The sequence below is a fragment of the Melghirimyces profundicolus genome (assembly GCF_003054245.1).
In the GTDB taxonomy this organism is placed as follows: Bacteria; Bacillota; Bacilli; order Thermoactinomycetales; family DSM-45169; genus Melghirimyces; species Melghirimyces profundicolus.
The window spans coordinates 1-17,008 of sequence record NZ_QBKR01000016.1; the positions used below are offsets into that span (position 1 = coordinate 1).

16 protein-coding genes, 1 other RNA gene and 1 pseudogene are annotated in these 17,008 nt (G+C 55.9%); 10 read left to right on the forward strand and 8 right to left on the reverse strand.

Annotation, left to right across the window (positions count from 1 at the left end; all coding sequences use genetic code 11):
• The first annotated feature begins 416 nt into the window (after positions 1-416).
• The 3 genes from C8P63_RS11625 (at position 417) to C8P63_RS11635 (ending at position 3,829) form a co-directional block, all read left to right on the forward strand.
• Positions 417-1,163: a YheC/YheD family protein gene (locus C8P63_RS11625; protein ID WP_245920865.1), complete on the forward strand. Its 747-nt coding sequence runs from the start codon at positions 417-419 to the stop codon at positions 1,161-1,163.
• A 32-nt stretch (positions 1,164-1,195) separates the two neighbouring features.
• The gene (locus C8P63_RS11630) at positions 1,196-2,437 is read left to right on the forward strand and encodes a threonine synthase (protein ID WP_108024360.1); all 1,242 of its coding nucleotides are present in this window, start codon (positions 1,196-1,198) and stop codon (positions 2,435-2,437) included.
• 291 nt (positions 2,438-2,728) lie between these two features.
• The gene (locus tag C8P63_RS11635) at positions 2,729-3,829 is read left to right on the forward strand and encodes a nitric oxide synthase oxygenase (RefSeq protein WP_108024361.1); all 1,101 of its coding nucleotides are present in this window, start codon (positions 2,729-2,731) and stop codon (positions 3,827-3,829) included.
• Positions 3,830-3,963: 134 nt separating this feature from the next.
• Here C8P63_RS11635 and C8P63_RS19795 read toward each other — a convergent pair whose 3' ends face one another.
• Positions 3,964-4,095 carry a hypothetical protein gene (locus C8P63_RS19795; protein WP_281258712.1) on the reverse strand — a complete coding sequence of 44 codons (132 nt, stop codon included), beginning with the start codon at positions 4,093-4,095 and terminating at the stop codon, positions 3,964-3,966.
• 581 nt (positions 4,096-4,676) lie between these two features.
• Here C8P63_RS19795 and hisS point away from each other — a divergent pair.
• From hisS to C8P63_RS11655, 4 genes are all read left to right on the forward strand, one after another.
• On the forward strand, positions 4,677-5,939 hold the full coding sequence (gene hisS, locus C8P63_RS11640) for a histidine--tRNA ligase (protein WP_108024363.1): 1,263 nt from the start codon (positions 4,677-4,679) through the stop codon (positions 5,937-5,939).
• A 20-nt stretch (positions 5,940-5,959) separates the two neighbouring features.
• The gene (aspS, locus tag C8P63_RS11645; RefSeq protein WP_108024364.1) at positions 5,960-7,738 is read left to right on the forward strand and encodes an aspartate--tRNA ligase; all 1,779 of its coding nucleotides are present in this window, start codon (positions 5,960-5,962) and stop codon (positions 7,736-7,738) included.
• Between the two features lie 78 nt (positions 7,739-7,816).
• A non-coding RNA gene (ssrS, locus tag C8P63_RS11650) (6S RNA) lies at positions 7,817-7,994 on the forward strand.
• 212 nt (positions 7,995-8,206) lie between these two features.
• A complete protein-coding gene (locus C8P63_RS11655; RefSeq protein WP_170109623.1) occupies positions 8,207-8,797 on the forward strand; it encodes a 5' nucleotidase, NT5C type in 591 nt (196 codons plus the stop codon).
• 119 nt (positions 8,798-8,916) lie between these two features.
• Here C8P63_RS11655 and C8P63_RS11660 read toward each other — a convergent pair whose 3' ends face one another.
• The 3 genes from C8P63_RS11660 to chrA form a co-directional block, all read right to left on the reverse strand.
• A complete protein-coding gene (locus tag C8P63_RS11660) occupies positions 8,917-10,245 on the reverse strand; it encodes an AAA family ATPase (RefSeq protein ID WP_108024368.1) in 1,329 nt (442 codons plus the stop codon).
• Complete coding sequence (locus tag C8P63_RS19570) at positions 10,242-10,718, reverse strand: hypothetical protein (RefSeq protein WP_245920858.1); 477 nt, start codon at positions 10,716-10,718, stop codon at positions 10,242-10,244. Before C8P63_RS19570 ends, C8P63_RS11660 begins: the two co-directional genes overlap by 4 nt.
• Positions 10,719-10,831: 113 nt before the next feature.
• The gene (gene chrA / locus C8P63_RS11670) at positions 10,832-12,049 is read right to left on the reverse strand and encodes a chromate efflux transporter (protein WP_108024372.1); all 1,218 of its coding nucleotides are present in this window, start codon (positions 12,047-12,049) and stop codon (positions 10,832-10,834) included.
• An 871-nt stretch (positions 12,050-12,920) separates the two neighbouring features.
• Here chrA and C8P63_RS11680 point away from each other — a divergent pair.
• From C8P63_RS11680 to C8P63_RS11690, 3 genes are read left to right on the forward strand one after another with little or no spacing between them, the layout of a single operon-like run.
• Positions 12,921-13,658 (forward strand): YczE/YyaS/YitT family protein, encoded by a 738-nt coding sequence (locus tag C8P63_RS11680; RefSeq protein WP_108024376.1) that lies wholly within the window; start codon positions 12,921-12,923, stop codon positions 13,656-13,658.
• On the forward strand, positions 13,588-14,007 hold the full coding sequence (gene cymR / locus C8P63_RS11685; RefSeq protein WP_108024378.1) for a cysteine metabolism transcriptional regulator CymR: 420 nt from the start codon (positions 13,588-13,590) through the stop codon (positions 14,005-14,007). The genes C8P63_RS11680 and cymR overlap by 71 nt, the downstream gene beginning before the upstream one ends.
• 17 nt (positions 14,008-14,024) lie before the next feature.
• Positions 14,025-15,167: a cysteine desulfurase family protein gene (locus C8P63_RS11690; RefSeq protein WP_108024380.1), complete on the forward strand. Its 1,143-nt coding sequence runs from the start codon at positions 14,025-14,027 to the stop codon at positions 15,165-15,167.
• A 70-nt stretch (positions 15,168-15,237) separates the two neighbouring features.
• Here C8P63_RS11690 and C8P63_RS20060 read toward each other — a convergent pair whose 3' ends face one another.
• The 4 genes and pseudogenes from C8P63_RS20060 to C8P63_RS11710 all read right to left on the reverse strand — a co-directional run bounded on the left by C8P63_RS20060 (position 15,238) and on the right by C8P63_RS11710 (position 16,902).
• Positions 15,238-15,489 carry a hypothetical protein gene (locus tag C8P63_RS20060; RefSeq protein ID WP_211308279.1) on the reverse strand — a complete coding sequence of 84 codons (252 nt, stop codon included), beginning with the start codon at positions 15,487-15,489 and terminating at the stop codon, positions 15,238-15,240.
• Between the two features lie 21 nt (positions 15,490-15,510).
• Positions 15,511-15,943, reverse strand: a pseudogene (locus tag C8P63_RS11700) (ATP-dependent Clp protease proteolytic subunit).
• Positions 15,944-16,088: 145 nt separating this feature from the next.
• A complete protein-coding gene (locus C8P63_RS11705) occupies positions 16,089-16,313 on the reverse strand; it encodes a hypothetical protein (protein WP_108024382.1) in 225 nt (74 codons plus the stop codon).
• The gene (locus C8P63_RS11710; protein ID WP_108024384.1) at positions 16,306-16,902 is read right to left on the reverse strand and encodes an ArsR/SmtB family transcription factor; all 597 of its coding nucleotides are present in this window, start codon (positions 16,900-16,902) and stop codon (positions 16,306-16,308) included. Before C8P63_RS11710 ends, C8P63_RS11705 begins: the two co-directional genes overlap by 8 nt.
• Positions 16,903-17,008 lie beyond the last annotated feature (106 nt).

Here is a 17,008-nt window from a genome sequence, read left to right on the forward strand (position 1 = left end):
AAGTCTCGCCTGGGGTCGCTTCACTCCCGGTCTCGCTATGCACTCACAGAGCACAAGTCTCGCCTGGGGTCGCTTCACTCCCGGTCTCGCTATGCTGTCCTGCAGAGATGGTGGCACTGTCCGCTCCGAATCATCCTGCTGCGGGCAGGGGCAAATTCCTGCGGATGCAACACAGAGAAGATTTTGCCCCTGAACGCCCTTGCAGGCTGATTCTCCGCTGGGCAGGACAGCCTATTTCGGGTAAACGCTTCCCTTCTTCTGAGCCTGACTATAAATCACAACGTTTTTGGGCTTTTCTGATTAAAAAGTAAATAGAACTTTATTGCATGAACCTCCATCCGAAGAACCCACACCCCCCCGTGTGGGACAACGTATTTTAAACTATCAACATGGCGAGGCAGGAGTGGGAATAATTGGTGAAAAAGAGCAAATGGAAACAAGCCCGATTGCTGCGGAAGAGACGGGAGACCGCCAAATGTTTCCCCGAGACGGCCCCCTACAGCAAAGCCAACTTGAAGTCCTTTTTGAATCGGCATCCCGCGATCTACATCAAGCCGGACAGCGGGGGTCAGGGCAGAGGGATTTTCAGGGTCACCCGGGTGTCCGGTAAGGGATACAGAATCGAAGGTGCACGTAAGAGGATCCATTGTAAGAACCTGGAGGACGTGCACCGAACCCTGTGGTCTTCCGTACAATACCGCAACCATATAATCCAACAGGGGATACGCAGTGTGACTCCCCGGGGGTGTTCCTTTGACATCCGGGTGCATGTCCAAAGATTGGGGGGAGAATGGGTGATCGGAGGGATGGTCGGTAAATTGGGGTCCGCCTCCGGGTTTGTCACCAACCGCCACCGGGGTGGACGCCCCGTATCGCTGAATGAACTTTTTGCAAACCACTTGGGGTTGACAGGAAGGGAAGGCAGACGGGTCCGAAACCGGCTGAAACACCTTGCACGCGAAACCGCCAAGGCCATGAATCAGGGTTATCGCGGGTGGCCGGAATACGGGATTGATATCGGAATGAAACCGAATGGAACTCTCTGGGTGTTTGAAGCCAACATCACTCCGGGGATCGCCGTGTTTGCCGCCTTGAAGGATCAACGACCTTACCGCGGGATTCTCCGAAACCGCCGGCTTCGGAGGCAGAAGAACAGCGTTTAGATCGCAGAGGACGGAAGCGAGGAGGTTCGAGGGTGAAGAAACGCTGGATGATTTGTGACGGTTGTTCCCGCACGTTTCCCTTCCGCTATGACGGGGGGATTTGCGTGTGTGGAGGGGTTCTTTTGGTTCAATACGACCTCGAAGAGATCAAGCACAGCCGAATCCGGGAGAGCTGGAGAGAACGGCCCGCCACGATGTGGAGGTACCACGAACTGTTGCCCGTTGCCGGGACGGAACACATCATCTCCCTGGGCGAAGGTGGAACGCCGTTGATCCGGCTGGAGAGATGGGAGAAAAAACTGGATTTGGACCGCGTTTGGTTGAAGAGGGAGGAACAGAATCCCACCGGCAGTTTCAAAGCCCGGGGGTTTTCCGCAGCCCTTTCCCTCCTGCGTGAGCGCGGGGAGACACAGGTTGCTGTCAATTCCAACGGCAACGCTGCTTCGGCCATGGCTGCCTATGCCGCCCGTGCCGGGATGGAAGCCTATGTTTTCGTTCCCCGGGATTGTCCCGGCATGATCCTGGAAGAGCTGGTGCAATACGGGGCCCGTGCCTGTCTCGTGGACGGTTTGATTCACGACGCCGGCAAGGTGGTTGAGGACGGAAAAGAAGAAATGGGATGGGTGAATGTCGGCACAGCCAAGGAACCGGGCAGAGTGGAAGGGAAAAAGACCATGGGGCTGGAACTGGCGGAGCAGCTGGGTTGGGAAATGCCGGATGCGGTGATTTATCCCACCGGAGGCGGTTCCGGGTTGATCGGAATCTGGAAAGCCTTCACCGAGTTGAAAGAATTGGGATGTGTGAGCGGCGACCTCCCCCGTTTTATCACCGTGCAGGAGGTGGGTTGCACACCCATTGTGGATTCGATCCGTTCCGGTGCGGAGAAAATCCGTCCCTACGGGGCCACCACCTCCCGCCCGACCGGGGTCCGCGTCCCCCGTCCGCCCGCCGGTGAACTCATCCTGTCGATCATCCGGAATACCGGAGGAACGGCGGTGGCCGTGACCGCCGAGGAAATCGCCGAGTCGGGGAAAATGCTCGGGCAAGAAGGAATCTCGGCTTCTCCGGAAGGTTCCGCTGTCTGGGCCGGCCTTCTCCGTCTGGTTGAGTCGGGGGAGATTGGAACAGGGGAACGGGTCGCCCTGTTCAACACCGCTCACTCTCTCAAGTACCTGCCCTGGAAAGCGGCCGCCACCATTCCGGAAATCCGGTCTTATGATGAATACCGTGCGTTGAGAGACGTGGATCACGCGAAGCCAGAAGAATCCTCCTAAGGGGGATTCTTCGGGCTTCCGAAAACAACTTTTTTCCATTAAAAAAGGTGACGTCTCCCCACTACCGCCGCTTCATAAAGATCCATGGTGATCCCCCCGATCCAGGAGGAGTTGGGTCACTTCCCGTGCTCATGATGAAGCGTTTCTTTTCAAGGCTTTATCGGAAACCAACCTGGATTTCTTTCGGAACCATATGAAAATGAAAAATACGGATTTGGGAAGATAGAGCATCTTGTTGTAAAATATCCGAGAAGAAATCATTGTTGGTATGAATACCTCAGGAGGCCTTGAATGGGAAACGTATATTGCCCGGAAGTGGACCTGTTTCAAGAGGCTCGGGACTTTATCCATACTTGTTACGACGAATTGGGGAGAGCCAAGGAGGAAGCGGATGACCGGTTATGGGAGATCAGAAAAGAAATCGAAGAGACGGGAACCTATCGACATACCTTCGAAGAACTGGAGCACGGGGCAAAAATGGCTTGGAGAAACAGCAACCGATGCATCGGTCGTCTGTTTTGGAATTCTCTGAAGGTGTTTGATGCCAGAAATCTTGAAAGCGAGGAAGAGATCTTCCATTCCCTGTGCCATCATATTGAATATGCGACCAACCAGGGCAGGATCCGGCCGACCATTACGGTATTCAAGCCGAAAACCGGCGAGGGCCGGCAGGTGCGGATCTGGAACCACCAATTAATCCGTTACGCCGGCTACGAAACGGAGAATGATGTCATCGGGGATCCCGACTCCATCCGTTTCACCCAAGTGTGTGAGGCCTTGGGGTGGACGGGGGAAAGGACCGACTTTGACCTGTTGCCCCTCGTGATTCAAGTGAACGACCGGCCCCCCAAGTGGTTTGAAATCCCGAAGGAAATCGTCATGGAGGTTCCGATCCGGCATCCGGAATTTGAGTGGTTTGATGAGTTGAACGTGGTGTGGTACGCGGTGCCGATCATATCCGATATGCGGCTGGAAATCGGCGGGATTGACTACCTCGCGGCTCCCTTCAACGGGTGGTATATGGAAACGGAAATCGGGGCTCGCAATTTGGCGGATACTTATCGATACAACCTTCTGCCGATCGTTGCTTCCTATATGGGCCTTGATACCAACAGCCATTCCACTCTGTGGAAAGACAAAGCGCTGATCGAGCTGAACATCGCCGTTCTGCATTCATTTAAAAAAGCGGGGGTGAGTATCGTTGATCACCATACCGCCGCCCAGCAATTCAAACATTTCGAGAGGAAAGAGAAAGAACAGGAGCGGGCGGTGACGGGTGACTGGACTTGGCTGATTCCCCCCGTCTCTCCGGCGACCACTCATATTTTTCACAAACCATATGAAAACCGGATCGTCACCCCCAATTATTTTTATCAAAAAAAGCCGTATTAAGCTGAAACACCCGGAACCGACAGGGAAGAGGTTTCGGGTGTTGTCCTGTTATAAAACAAAAAGAGCCTCCGGCGGAGGCGAAAGAAGAGTATGAATGATGGAAAAGGAGTGAGTGGACTGAAAATGAGGGACATTTAAGCGTACGAGTTGTCGATTTGCCGCTTGATCCAGTGGCTGGAGCAGCATTCGTTCAGCATGGCGTCCCGATCTTCCATGTCGTTCCCGCAAACGGGACATTGCTCCCGGTTGTGAGTTTGGGTGTGCATCGGTATCCCTCCCGAACAGGTTGATCACATTATACTATAACAGATTATGAAAAGTAAACCCCTGTGTTACAACAACATCAAAAAATGGGCTTCTCTTTTCCGTTTTTTGTATTACAACAACCGTTGGGGTTGTGGAATCCTTCACAACCCGATCGCATCAGGGGACAGAGAATGGAAAGATTCAAAAACCGATTGATTGCCTTTTCACAATCCGCCCTTGACATTTGTCGGATCATGCAATAGAATTCTGAGTCAACAATAACTTTTCGCCATACTTCAACCGATGATGGGAACAGTAACCGGAAACCGGGCAGCCAGAGAGGAAGTGCCGATGGCTGCGAGCGCTTCTCTGCCGCGGATCGGCGAACGACACCCGGAGGTTCCGGACCGAACTCCCGTTTCGGGACAGTAGATTCGGACGGCAACCGGACGATACCCGGTGCGAGCGGGAAGCGGATCGATCCGCTTTCAAGCAAGGGTGGCACCGCGGGAAGATGTGAAGCGAACCAATCTCTCGTCCCTGACAACCGGGTCAGTGGCGGGAGATTTTTTATATTACGGACCATAAGGAGGCGGGAATCGTGAAATTTCGCATTCCCCGGGGGACAGCGGATCTTTTGCCCGGCCAGGTGGAAAAGTGGCAGTACGTGGAGGAGAAAGCGAGGGAGCTGTGCCGTCGTTACCATTTCTCCGAAGTTCGCACCCCCCTGTTCGAACAGACGGAGCTCTTTCAACGCGGGGTGGGAGAGACCACGGATATTGTGGAGAAAGAGATGTACACCTTCGAAGACCGGGGGGGACGCAAACTGACCCTTCGGCCGGAGGGGACGGCCTCCGTGGTTCGCTCCTTCGTCGAAAACAAAATGTACGCCGAACCGCAGCCAACCAAGCTGTACTACATCGGTCCCATGTTCCGCTATGAACGGCCCCAGGCGGGCCGTCAGCGGCAGTTTCACCAGTACGGGGTGGAAGTGTTCGGGACTCTTGAACCCAGCGTGGATGCCGAGATCATCGACCTGGGTTACCGTTTTTACACCTCTGTGGGTCTGACCGACGTCCAGGTGGAACTGAACAGTGTCGGATGCCCGCAATGCCGTCCGGAACACCGGGCGGCGCTGGTGGATTACCTGACGCCCCGCAAGGAAGAGCTTTGCAAGGATTGTCTTTCCCGTCTGGACCGAAACCCGATGCGGATCCTGGATTGCAAGAATGAAAGTTGCCGCCGGTTGACAGAAGAGGCACCGAAAATGATCGACTATCTCTGTCACGATTGCGGCCCCCACTTTGAAGCGGTGCAGGAAAACCTGAAGCTCTTGGAGGTCCCCTTCCGGATCGACACCCGGATGGTGCGGGGACTGGATTACTACACCCAGACCGCCTTTGAATATGTCCTGAAGGGGAAAGGAGGAGGTTCCCTCGGCGGCGGCGGCCGGTATAACGGCCTCGTGGAAGAAGTGGGAGGGCCTGATATGCCCGGAGTCGGGTTTGCCGTGGGACTGGAACGGGTCATCCTGGCCCTGGACGAAAAGGGAGTGGAACTTCCGCTTCAACAGGGAGTGGACTGTTTCCTTATCACCCTGGGAGCGGAAGCAAAAAAGCAGGGGGTCACCCTGTTGAGAAAACTGCGTGACGCGGGGCTTTCAGCGGAGCGGGATACCATGGACCGGAAGATGAAGGGGCAGATGAAGGCAGCGGACCGCCTCAAAGCCTCTTTTGTGGCCATCTTGGGTGAAAATGAATTAAAGGAAAACCGGATCGGGGTCAAAAACATGGCCACCGGTCATCAGGAGACCATCTGTCTGGACAAACTGGTGGACTATATCCGGGAAGCGAGAAAAAGCTGACAGAAAGGAAGAGGATCGGCATGGAATCAAACCATCGAAGTCATTTCTGCGGCGAGCTGACCCAAGCGCAGGTGGGGGAAAAGGTTGTACTGAACGGCTGGGTCCAGAGACGGAGGGATCTCGGCGGATTGATTTTCCTGGATCTCAGGGACCGCTCCGGGACGGTGCAGGTTGTCTGTAATCCCGAAGTCTCCCCCGCCGCCGCCGAATCCGCGGATCAGGTCCGGGGTCAGTATGTCCTGGCCGTGGAGGGGGAAGTGGTGGCCCGGGCCCCGGAAACCGTCAACCCGAAGATGAAAACGGGGGAGATCGAGGTTCAGGCTTTCCATGTGGAAATTCTGAATCCGTCCAAGACCCCGCCCTTCATGTTGACAGATGATACTGACGTGGAGGAAAACACCCGTTTAAAATACCGATATTTGGACCTCAGAAGGCCGGTCATGCAGAACACCCTGAAGCTTCGGCATCGGGCCATGCAGTCGGTGCGTCGTTTTCTCGATGAACGGGGATTTATTGAGGTGGAGACCCCGATGCTCACCAAGAGCACGCCGGAGGGCGCCCGGGATTATCTGGTGCCGAGCCGGGTCCATGAAGGGGAGTTCTACGCCCTGCCCCAATCCCCCCAGATCTTCAAACAGTTGTTGATGGTGGCCGGAATGGAACGGTATTTCCAAATCGTCCGCTGTTTCCGGGATGAGGACCTCCGGGCGGACCGCCAACCGGAATTCACCCAAATCGACATTGAAACTTCCTTCCTGGATACGGAAGCGCTGCTTACGATGATGGAGGAAATGGTGGCCACCCTGTTCAGGGAAACCATCGGGGTGGAGGTGGAACGGCCCTTTCCCCGCATTCCGTACCGGGAGGCGATGGAACGTTTCGGATCCGACAAACCGGATCTCCGGTTTGGGATGGAATTGGTGGACCTTTCGGAAATCCTTAGGGAAAGCTCCTTCCGGGTATTTACGTCCGCGTTGGAAGCCGGCGGCCGGGTGAAAGCGATCAACGTCAAAGGCCAGGCCGGGTGGAGCCGTAAAGTGATCGACGGCTGGAATGAGACAGCCCGGGAGCTGGGGGCCAAAGGATTGGCCTGGTTGGCTGTCAGGGAAGAAGGGACGGCAGGTCCCGTTGCCAAATTTCTCTCCGAACAGGAATGGCATGACATCATGAAAGCCACGGAGGCGGAAACCGGAGATCTCCTCTTCTTCATCGCCGATCAACCCCGGGTGGCAGCGGAGGTGCTGGGTGAATTGCGCGTCCGGCTGGCCAAAGAACTGGGGCGGATCCCCGAAGGAGTGTACCGGTTTGCCTGGGTGACCGAGTTTCCCCTTCTCTCCTATGACGAGGAAGAGGGGCGGTATTATGCGGAGCACCATCCCTTCACCAGCCCGGTGGAGGAAGACATTCCCCTGTTGAAAACCGATCCTTCCCGGGTCCGGGCCCAGGCCTACGATATGGTGCTCAACGGTTATGAAATCGGCGGGGGAAGTCGGCGCATCCACCGACGGGAAGTGCAGGAAGCGATGTTTGAAGCCCTCGGTTTCTCCATGGAGGAAGCCAGGGAGCAATTCGGTTTTATGTTGGAAGCCTTCGAGTATGGGGCGCCTCCCCATGGAGGAGTGGCCTTTGGATTTGACCGGATCGTGATGCTGTTGGCGGGGCGGAACAACCTGCGGGATACCATCGCTTTCCCCAAAACCGCCAGTGCCGCCTGCCTGATGACCGGCGCCCCCTCCCCCGTTTCGGATCGGCAGCTGGAGGAGCTCCACATTTCCAGAAGGAAAGGGAATTCGTCATAAAAGTAAGAAAAAAGGGGTTCAGACACAAACTTCCGCTTGATCATCCATCGAAGCATGTGGTAACATAAAATCACAAAAAGAGCCCTGAGATGTGCGTGAAATACCGACAGTTTTGAGCCAACACCATCACAAAGGGAGCCTGGTGGTCACCTGTGAGCGCGAATGCCTGAAAAAGGACTCGTTAACACAGGTGCAGGGCACCCACCTGCCGAGAGCAGGTTCAAAACTTAGGGAGCCACGGCATAATGGGGCTCTTATTTTTTTGTGATTTTATGATGAATGATTATGATGAATGTTAATTTTTCATTTTTTGGTGGCGAGAACGGGCACCCCATAAACCCTCGAGTACTGTGAATAATACAAGAACAACACCTTGACAGGATCCGGGTGGAGGGAGAATCCCGGACGCGGGAATATAAACTCGGGTGAATCGACAGACTTGAGACCGGACGGCAGGAGATGAACGGCATGAAAATCGGCGTGGATATCGACGGAACGATCAAAAACACCCAGGAGGCGGCGGTTCGCTGTTTTAATGAAGAACTCGACCGGACGGTTCGATGTGAAGACGTGTCCGATTTCCACCTGGACCGGGCCTTCGGGTTGACCCGGCAGGAAGGTCGGAAACTGTGGCGGAAGCTGGAGGCCCGGATCTACTCCCTGGCCGTTCCTCTGGAAAACGCCGCACCGGTCCTGCGGGACCTGAAAGACAAAGGACATCAAATCTTTTTCATTACCGCCCGTCCGGGGATCCCACGGGTCGTCCGGGTTACAAAGGACTGGCTGGTTAAACACGGCTTTCCCTATGACGGGGAAAACCTCTTCATGAATTCCCGCGACAAGGCAAAGGTGGCCAAAAAGCTCGGGGTGGAGCTGTTTTTCGAAGACGCTCCCCAGCACCTGGACCGGTTGATGGAAGCAGGGGTGCCCACCGTGGTGATGGATGCGGTCTACAACCGGCACTACGAAGGCCTGCCCCGGATCACCCGCTGGGAAGAAGCGTATGAATGGGTGGAACGTCGGGAAAAGGAACCGGCGGAAAAATCCAGGGGTCCGTGAACGGTGGAGATCGATTGCGGGGAAAACCCGCTTAAATGCATGGCGGGCGGGTGCAGATGCCGCCCGGAAGGGGGGTATAACAACCCCGCCACTCCCGGTGGCGGGGTTGTTTTGACTGTTTAATCCGAAGGGGTTTGTTTCATCCAACGGATGAAATCCTTCAGTTTCTTTTCGTACCCGATGTCGGTGGGATGATAGAACGTTTTGCCCAAGTGTTCATCGGGGAGGTATTGTTGTTCCACGTAGCCTTTGGGAAAGTGATGGGGGTACCGGTAGCCGACTCCCCGCCCCTGTCCTTTGGCTCCTTTGAAGTGGGCATCACGGAGGTGAGCCGGGACTTCCCCCCGGGATTCCTTCTTCACCGCTTCCATTGCCTCATGAATCCCGCGGACAACGGCGTTGCTCTTGGGAGCGGTGGCGATGTAGATGACCGCTTCCGCCAGAGGGATCTGAGCTTCGGGCAGGCCAATGTGTTCCACGGCCTGTGCCGCCGCCGAGGCGATCAGGAGGGCCCGGGGATCGGCCATGCCCACGTCTTCGGCTGCATGAACAAAGACCCGCCGGGCGATGAACCGGGGATCTTCGCCGGCGTGGATCATTTTGGCCAGGTAATAGAGGGCGGCGTCGGGGTCGGAACCGCGCATGCTTTTGATGAAGGCGGAAATGGTGTCGTAATGGTTGTCTCCGCCTTTGTCATAACGGATCTGCTTCTTCTGGATCGATTCTTCCGCCACCTCGGGAGTGAGATGTCGGATCCCGTCTTCGCCGGGAGGGGTGGTGGTGACGGCCAGCTCCAGGGCGTTGAGGAGGTTGCGGGCATCGCCGCCGGCCATCCGGACCAGGTGCTCCAGGGCTTCCTCCTCCACCTGCACGCGGTAATGGCCGAGCCCCCGTTCTTCGTCGGTGAGCGCCCGGTGAGCCAGTTTTCTCAGATCAGCTTCACTCAGCAAGTGAAGCTGGAAGATCCGGGACCGGGAGAGGAGAGCGGAATTCACTTCAAAGGAGGGGTTTTCCGTGGTCGCCCCGATCAGGATGAGGGTTCCGTCCTCCACATACGGGAGCAGAGCGTCCTGCTGCGATTTGTTAAAACGATGGATCTCATCGATAAAAAGCAGGGTTCGCCTTCCATACATCCCCAGCCGTTCCTTGGCTTCCTGGGTCAGACGGCGGATGTCCCCCACCCCTGCGGTCACCGCGTTCAGCTGGTCGAAATGGGCCTCGGTGGTGTTGGCAATCACCTTGGCCAGAGTGGTTTTCCCCGTTCCCGGGGGACCGTGGAGGATAATCGAGGAGAGCTGGTCTGCTTCAATGGATCGGCGCAAGAGCTTTCCAGGGGCGAGGATGTGGGATTGTCCAACGATTTCATCCAGCGTTCGGGGCCGCATCCGCGCCGCCAAGGGAGCGTTTTTTTCTTTTTCCTGTTCCTGTCCGTAATCAAAAAGGTTCATGTGCACCCTTCTTCCTGTCGAATCTCCATGTCCGGCATGGGCCATCCTGGGGTGTATTTTACATGAATCTGTGTCAGTTGCAATCTGTCTGGGAGACCGGCTTTATGCACTGCGGGCCGCCGGGGCATGGGTAGCCGCAGAATCGCGAGAAAGAGGAAACCAATGAGAGAGACAACCGAAGTTGAACGAATTTGGGCCGATGTCCCGAACGTGTCCTCCGGGATTTGAGCAAGGCGACCCAAGCGGTGAATTGCACGGATAACGTGTTGACAATTGCCGACGCAGATATGCTGTTTGATGCGGCCGAATTTGAAAAAACGACTGCGGCTACGTTCGAGCGACTGGCAGCTGATTGCGGGAGTGAACAGTTGAGACAGCAACTCCTGCAACACGTCCAAACCATTCAAAACCATCAGCAACAGTTTGCTCAGTTGATTACCCAGCAACAGGGACAACGAAACCCTGTCTGACAAGGATCGAACCAGCCCCCTCCTTACCAGGGGCTTATGATTGGGGAAAATGCGTGGTTTGTTTCGAATACAAAAACAGCCCTGAGATCAACAGGCTGTTTTTGTATCTTTTCAGATTAACTGAAAACCTCTAAAACCCAACCTCCCAAGGCGGTTACCGCCACCACAATCCAAGGTGGCATTTTCCACACCATGAGGAGCCCAAAGGCAATCAGGGCCAAAGCAAAGTCGAAGGGGCCTTTGATGGCTTTGGTGAAAACCGGATCATACAAGGCGGCGAGCAAAATACCGACCACAGCCGCGTTAACGCCAGCAAAAGCGGCTTGGAAAGCTGTACGGCGACGGATGTACTGCCAAAAGGGAAGGGCGCCAATGACCAGAAAAAACGATGGCAAAAAGATGGCAAGGGTTGCAAGAGCAGCCCCGCTTAGCCCTGCTGCAGCCGTCCCGAGATAGGAGGCAAAAGTGAATAAGGGACCGGGGACCGCTTGAGCAGCCCCGTAACCGGCGAGAAAGGATTCACCGCTCACCCACCCGTGAGGAACCACCACCGACTGAAGAAGCGGAAGGACCACATGACCTCCTCCGAAAACCAACGCTCCCGTTCGATAAAAGCCGTCGGCAATGGCTATCCATTGGGATTTTGTTACTTGAGCCAAAAGGGGAAGCCCCAATAACAAAACGGCGAAAAGGACCAGGGAAAGAACCGCGCTCCGGCGACTGACCGATAGAGTGATCGGGATCGTATCCTCCGGTTCCTTCCGGGGGAGAAGCCGCCAACCGATCAGACCCGCCAGGATGATAATGGCGACTTGAGTTCCCGCTGTCGGAAAAGCAAGGGCGGCAATGGCGGCCAATAATGCCACGGTGCCTCGGGGAGGATCCGGAGCCAAACTTTTCGCCATTCCCCAGACAGCCTGAGCCACGATGGCTACAGCCACCACCATTAAGCCATGCAGCCAACCGGCTTTTTCAATGTCCGTGCCGGCAAAGAACCAAGAGAACAACACAAGAAGCAGGACCGAAGGCATCGTGAAACCGAACCAGGAGGCAATCGCTCCTGGAAGGCCGGCTCGAAGAAGACCGATGGAAATTCCCACCTGGCTGCTGGCAGGTCCGGGCAGGAATTGACACAACCCGACCAGATCAGCATAGGTTTTCTCATCCAACCAGCGACGCCTCTGAACGTACTCGTCGCGAAAGTAACCCAAGTGGGCAATCGGTCCCCCGAAGGAAGTTAGCCCGAGGCGCGTCGCAACCCCGAGGACTTCCCAAACCGAACCGCGGGAGGGAGAGTGTTGGTTGGAGGTTGTGTTTTGGTTGTGTTTATCCATAGGACTCCTCCTTATTTTTTCTTTACGTGTATGTTACCCGAGGTTTGTTAAGTTGAAGTGACAATTGTTTTGGTAAGGCCGAAGAAATTGTTGCTGATTCAGATGCTGTTATTCGTCGGGATGATTCATCGGATATCCGTATGCAAACAGATAAAGATGGAAAAGTATCCTGGACAACGGGTGAGGCAGGGTTACTATTCAGTCCGTGCTGAAATGGAGGCTGACCATCATCAGAAGAATAAGTATGATTATGAAGCGACCATGACATTTATTGTGCAAAACGACGGTTATCGAAAACCCTTTTCACCGTTTTACCCAAAACCCGTAGCCAAGCCCTTCATCATCAGGATGAATCTCTTTTACCGATGATCACCGGAAATCACCAATTAAAAATCACAGCCCAAATTCGGTTGGATGAATACCTGCAGTTGGGATTATGGGAAGAAAGCCGCCGAAAGCCCCTCCTTAAAAACAGCACCAGTAGGGTGTACGAAAGGAACGGGGTGAAATGAGTTGAAGAAGGGGGATCCCTCGAGAACCGGGAAAAGGATCGATACTTGGAAAAGGCAGGGTTTTATACAGGAGAACCTCTTTATATCGGGTCAGATCTTTCTGCAAATCAGGGTTTGTCATTCGGGGGAGGCAAAGGGCATTTCAACTCCATGATAGGATCGAATACACACCTTGGTTTGGGTATTTACCTAAGTCCAGGCGGCCATACTTGGACAATCATCGTTTTCTGCTCCTTTCCGTACAGGTGAAGAGGAGTTGCGAAGGGTGCTCCCGCTCTGTTGCTGCGGACGACTCCTGTGGTAAACTAGCAATTGTTGCAGGGAAGGAACCACTGAAGTGAAAAGAAGGGTTTTAACGAATGACGGCAGAATCGTTGAAACACAGGGGAGAACAGCTCCAGAACGGGTGGCGCCCTTTTCTGATCCGTTGGGGGGCGTTCTTGGCGGGGCTGTGGATCATGGCTCTGGGAATCGCACTGATGATCAAGGCCGGATTGGGATTGGCCCCCTGGGACGTTTTCCATATGGGGCTGGCTATGGTGACGCCGCTGACCGTGGGGACGTGGCTGCAGCTCGTGGGTCTGGCGGTGTTGACAGGGGCCTCCGTACTCGCACGCCGGTTACCGGGTCCCGGGGCGGTGCTCAACATGTTCCTGGTCGGCCTGTTCGTGGACCGGTTGCTGGCGTCGGCCTGGCTTAAGACGCCGGGGGCTCCGGTTTCCCAATGGGGAATGCTCTTATGCGGCTTGGCCCTGATCGGATTGGGCAATGGGCTTTATATCGCGCCCCGGCTCGGGGCAGGACCTCGGGACGCTCTGGTGATCGTGCTGTCTGAAAAACTGGGGATTTCCATCAGCCGCATCCGGCTGATTCTGGAAGTGAGTGTGCTGGTCGTCGGATGGCTTCTCGGCGGGCCGGTTTATTTCGGAACGCTCCTTTTTTCCCTGACGATTGGACCGATGATGCAGGTTTCGATACAATTTTGGGGGAAAATGATAGAAATGTGGACGGGAAGAGGTGTTACGGTTGAAGGTATCCACCAAAGGACGTTACGGTCTCATCATCATGATGGATTTGGCGGCAAGGTACGGGGATAAGCCGACGTCGTTGAAAAGCGTGGCGGAGAGGCACAACCTATCGGAGCATTATCTGGAACAATTGGTGGCACCCTTAAGAAATGCCGGGCTGGTCAAAAGCGTGCGGGGCGCGTACGGCGGATATAAATTGTCCCGTCCTCCGGAGGAAATCACTGCCGGGGATGTCATCCGGGTATTGGAAGGTCCCATCAGCCCCGTGGAATTCACGGAGGAGGAAGATCCGGGCCGCAGGGAACTGTGGAAGAAAATCCGCGACGCGATCGCAGATGTCCTGGACCACACCACCCTGGCCGATCTCAACAACCATTCTTCCGAAGGGGATCAGGATTCCTACATGTTTTATATCTGACGGGTGAAGGTGAAAAAATGGCCATTTATCTCGATCACGCGGCGACCACTCCGGTTCATCCCCGGGTGGTGGACGCCATGTTGCCGTTTTTGGAACAACAGTTTGGAAACCCTTCCAGCATCCACGCTTTCGGAAGGGAGATTCGGAATGCCGTGGACCGCGCCCGGGACCAGGTCGCCGAAGCGCTTCATGCCGAGTCCGGGCAGCTGATCTTCACCAGTGGCGGAACGGAAGCGGACAACCTGGCAGTGACCGGGGTGGCCACGGCACTCAGGGAGAAGGGAAAGGATCGTGTCATCACAGCAAGCGTCGAGCATCATGCGGTGTTGGATACCTGTGAATACCTGGAACACCTCGGCTTCTCCGTGACGTACCTTTCCGTCGATTCCACGGGAAGAATCCGCATGGACGAGCTGGAACGGGCGCTGGATGATCGTACGGCGCTCGTCAGTATCATGTACGGCAACAATGAAGTGGGAACGCTGCAGCCGGTGGAGGAGATCGGCGCGTTGGCCCGGGAACGGGGGGTTTTCTTTCACACCGATGCGGTCCAGGCTTTCGGGATGGAGCCTTTGGATGTGAAATCCCTGCCGGTGGATCTGTTATCGGTCTCCAGCCACAAGATTAACGGACCCAAAGGGGTGGGAGCCCTGTGGGTGGGCCGGGAAGTGCCCCTAAACCCCCTTCTCCACGGCGGTCAGCAGGAACGCCGGCGGCGGCCGGGAACGGAAAACGTGCCCGGCATCGTCGGCTTCGGCCGGGCGGCGGAAATCGCTGTCGCCGAACAGGGCCGCCACCGGGAAAAAGCGTTGGCATGTCGTCGGACGATGTTGGAGGAACTGGACCGGGCCGAAATCCGGTATACGGTCAACGGCCATCCGGAACACCATCTCCCCCACATCCTCAACCTCAGCTTCCCCGGTGCAGACACGGAAGTGTTGTTGATGAATCTGGACATGGAAGGGATCGCCTGCGCCAGCGGTTCCGCCTGCACCTCGGGAACCCTGGAAGTTTCCCACGTCCTGAAAGCGATGAAGCTGCCGGATGAGCTTCTCCGTTCCGCTGTCCGGTTCAGTTTCGGATTGGGGAACGACGAAGAAAACGTCCGGGAAGCCGCCCGGACCGTGGCGGAAGTGGTGAACCGCCTGACGAAACGGTAATGCGGATTTCTTCGTTCCCCGCTCTTCAACCAAAAAACCGGCCCCCGAAAAAAAAGGGCCGGTTTTTTGACTATCCGTGACGCCGGTGCCACCGATCCAGGAGAGACGCCTCCCGTTCCCGGGATATCCCCGCCTTCCGGGGAAGGTCCGGGCGGGTCCGGTCCCAGGCGAGAGTGTCCCGGGCCGTCTCTCCCAGGGGGCGGAAGGTGAGACCCTGATTCAAGCCCCGGTTGAAAAGGGTCAGCCCGTGTCCCCGGGAAAGAGCCACTTCCACCATATGGCGGCCGACAAAAGAGGTGCCGCCGAGAATCAACAGTTCCATATGAGCCCGCCTTTCTCCCCGTCAGGAAATGATTCGGTCGATCAGGCCGTACTTCTTGGCTTCCGTCACAGTCAGGAAATAATCGCGGTCGGTATCCTTTTCCACCCGTTTCAAAGGTTGACCCGTGCGTTCGGCCAGAAGGCGGTTGATCCGATCCTTGGTCCGAAGCATCCAGCGGGCTCGGTTCTCGATATCGGAAGCCTGCCCTTTTGTGCCTCCCCAGGGCTGTGGACCATCACTTCAGCGTTGGCGAGAGCCATCCGTTTGCCCGGTGCACCGGTGGCAAGCAGATGGAAGCGGCCATTCCGATGCAGACGGTGGAAACATCGGGCTGGATGTGTTGCATGGTATCGTAAACAGCCCAACCCGCAGTGGTGGACCCGCCGGGGGAGTGAATATAGAGGTGGATGTCTTTAACCGGATCCTCTGAAGCGAGAAACAGTAGCTGCGCCACGATCGAATGGGCAGCGGGTCATCGATGGAGCCTCCCAAAAACACGATTCGGTCTCAACAGGCGGGAGTAGATGTCGCAAGAACGTTCCCCTGATGGGTCTGTTCGATGACGGTGGGTGGCGGATGCATGGGGTGTCCCTCCTTTTTCAGGCGGCCATGGAACGCGGGGAAAGAGTTGAACGGGGGGCGTTAAAGCCGGAGGAAACCTGGCGGATCCGGAGGGGACCGCTGCTTTCCGGACCTGCTGTCCAAACCGTGACGGTGGATTCCGGTTTCGGGGAACGTCGCAGGGGAACCATGTTCCCTGCCCTTTCCCCGTCCGCCGGTGGTCCTTCTTTTTCCCAGCTGATGACTTCCTCTTTTTTACTCATCGAACCCCTCCTTCGCTGTTCGTGGATAAACGGCCAGCATCAACTGATACGGTCGCCCGTGGGAGGTACATGCCTGATAGCGGCTGGCCAGTTCTTCCACCAGACGGACATAATCCTCCACGAAGGCTTCCCGTTCCGATTCACTCGCCAGGATGATGTTCGTCTCCAAGGTGGCGCTGGGAAGGGTCTCCGCCTCATCGGAGCGCTCCATCAGATCGACGGCATCGGCGCGGATGCGGTCGGCGGTTTGGATCAGGTGGGCCAGGGCGCTCTGGTCCTTCAGTTTCTGTACCGTCCCGGGACTGAAGCCCAGAGTGTCCGCCAACAGAAAGGATCGGGCGATGGCTTGGTAAAGGACCTCCACCAGGTTTTTCACTTGTCGGGTGCCCGCCCTTCGGACAAGGTTCGCCTTTTCCAGGGCCTTTAAGTGATAATTCACCCGTTGAGGCGTTTCCCCGATTTCACGGGCCACCTGTGAAGCGGATGCCGGCTCGCGAAGGTGATACAGAATGTCCCCCCGCAAAGGATGGAGGAGAGCGGCGGCCTGTTCCGGATCTTCCACCCGATGGGTGGTTTTGATGTCTTCCATGGTACACCTCTCAAACGATTTGTTTTCCGTAAAAATATATTATTACGTAAATAAATTATTGTCAAAGTATTTCTTCCCTTCTTACCGGAATCGAGTAATGGAATTG

Coding starts and splice junctions, on each gene's coding strand:
- C8P63_RS11635 (WP_108024361.1), top strand. CDS start 2,729: ATGGGAAACGTATATTGCCCGGAAGTGGACCTGTTTCAAGAGGCTCGG.
- C8P63_RS19795 (WP_281258712.1), bottom strand. CDS start 4,095: ATGCACACCCAAACTCACAACCGGGAGCAATGTCCCGTTTGCGGGAAC.
- aspS (WP_108024364.1), top strand. CDS start 5,960: ATGGAATCAAACCATCGAAGTCATTTCTGCGGCGAGCTGACCCAAGCG.
- C8P63_RS11655 (WP_170109623.1), top strand. CDS start 8,207: ATGAAAATCGGCGTGGATATCGACGGAACGATCAAAAACACCCAGGAG.
- C8P63_RS11660 (WP_108024368.1), bottom strand. CDS start 10,245: ATGAACCTTTTTGATTACGGACAGGAACAGGAAAAAGAAAAAAACGCT.
- chrA (WP_108024372.1), bottom strand. CDS start 12,049: ATGGATAAACACAACCAAAACACAACCTCCAACCAACACTCTCCCTCC.
- C8P63_RS11680 (WP_108024376.1), top strand. CDS start 12,921: ATGACGGCAGAATCGTTGAAACACAGGGGAGAACAGCTCCAGAACGGG.
- C8P63_RS11690 (WP_108024380.1), top strand. CDS start 14,025: ATGGCCATTTATCTCGATCACGCGGCGACCACTCCGGTTCATCCCCGG.
- C8P63_RS20060 (WP_211308279.1), bottom strand. CDS start 15,489: ATGGAACTGTTGATTCTCGGCGGCACCTCTTTTGTCGGCCGCCATATG.
- C8P63_RS11705 (WP_108024382.1), bottom strand. CDS start 16,313: ATGAGTAAAAAAGAGGAAGTCATCAGCTGGGAAAAAGAAGGACCACCG.
- C8P63_RS11710 (WP_108024384.1), bottom strand. CDS start 16,902: ATGGAAGACATCAAAACCACCCATCGGGTGGAAGATCCGGAACAGGCC.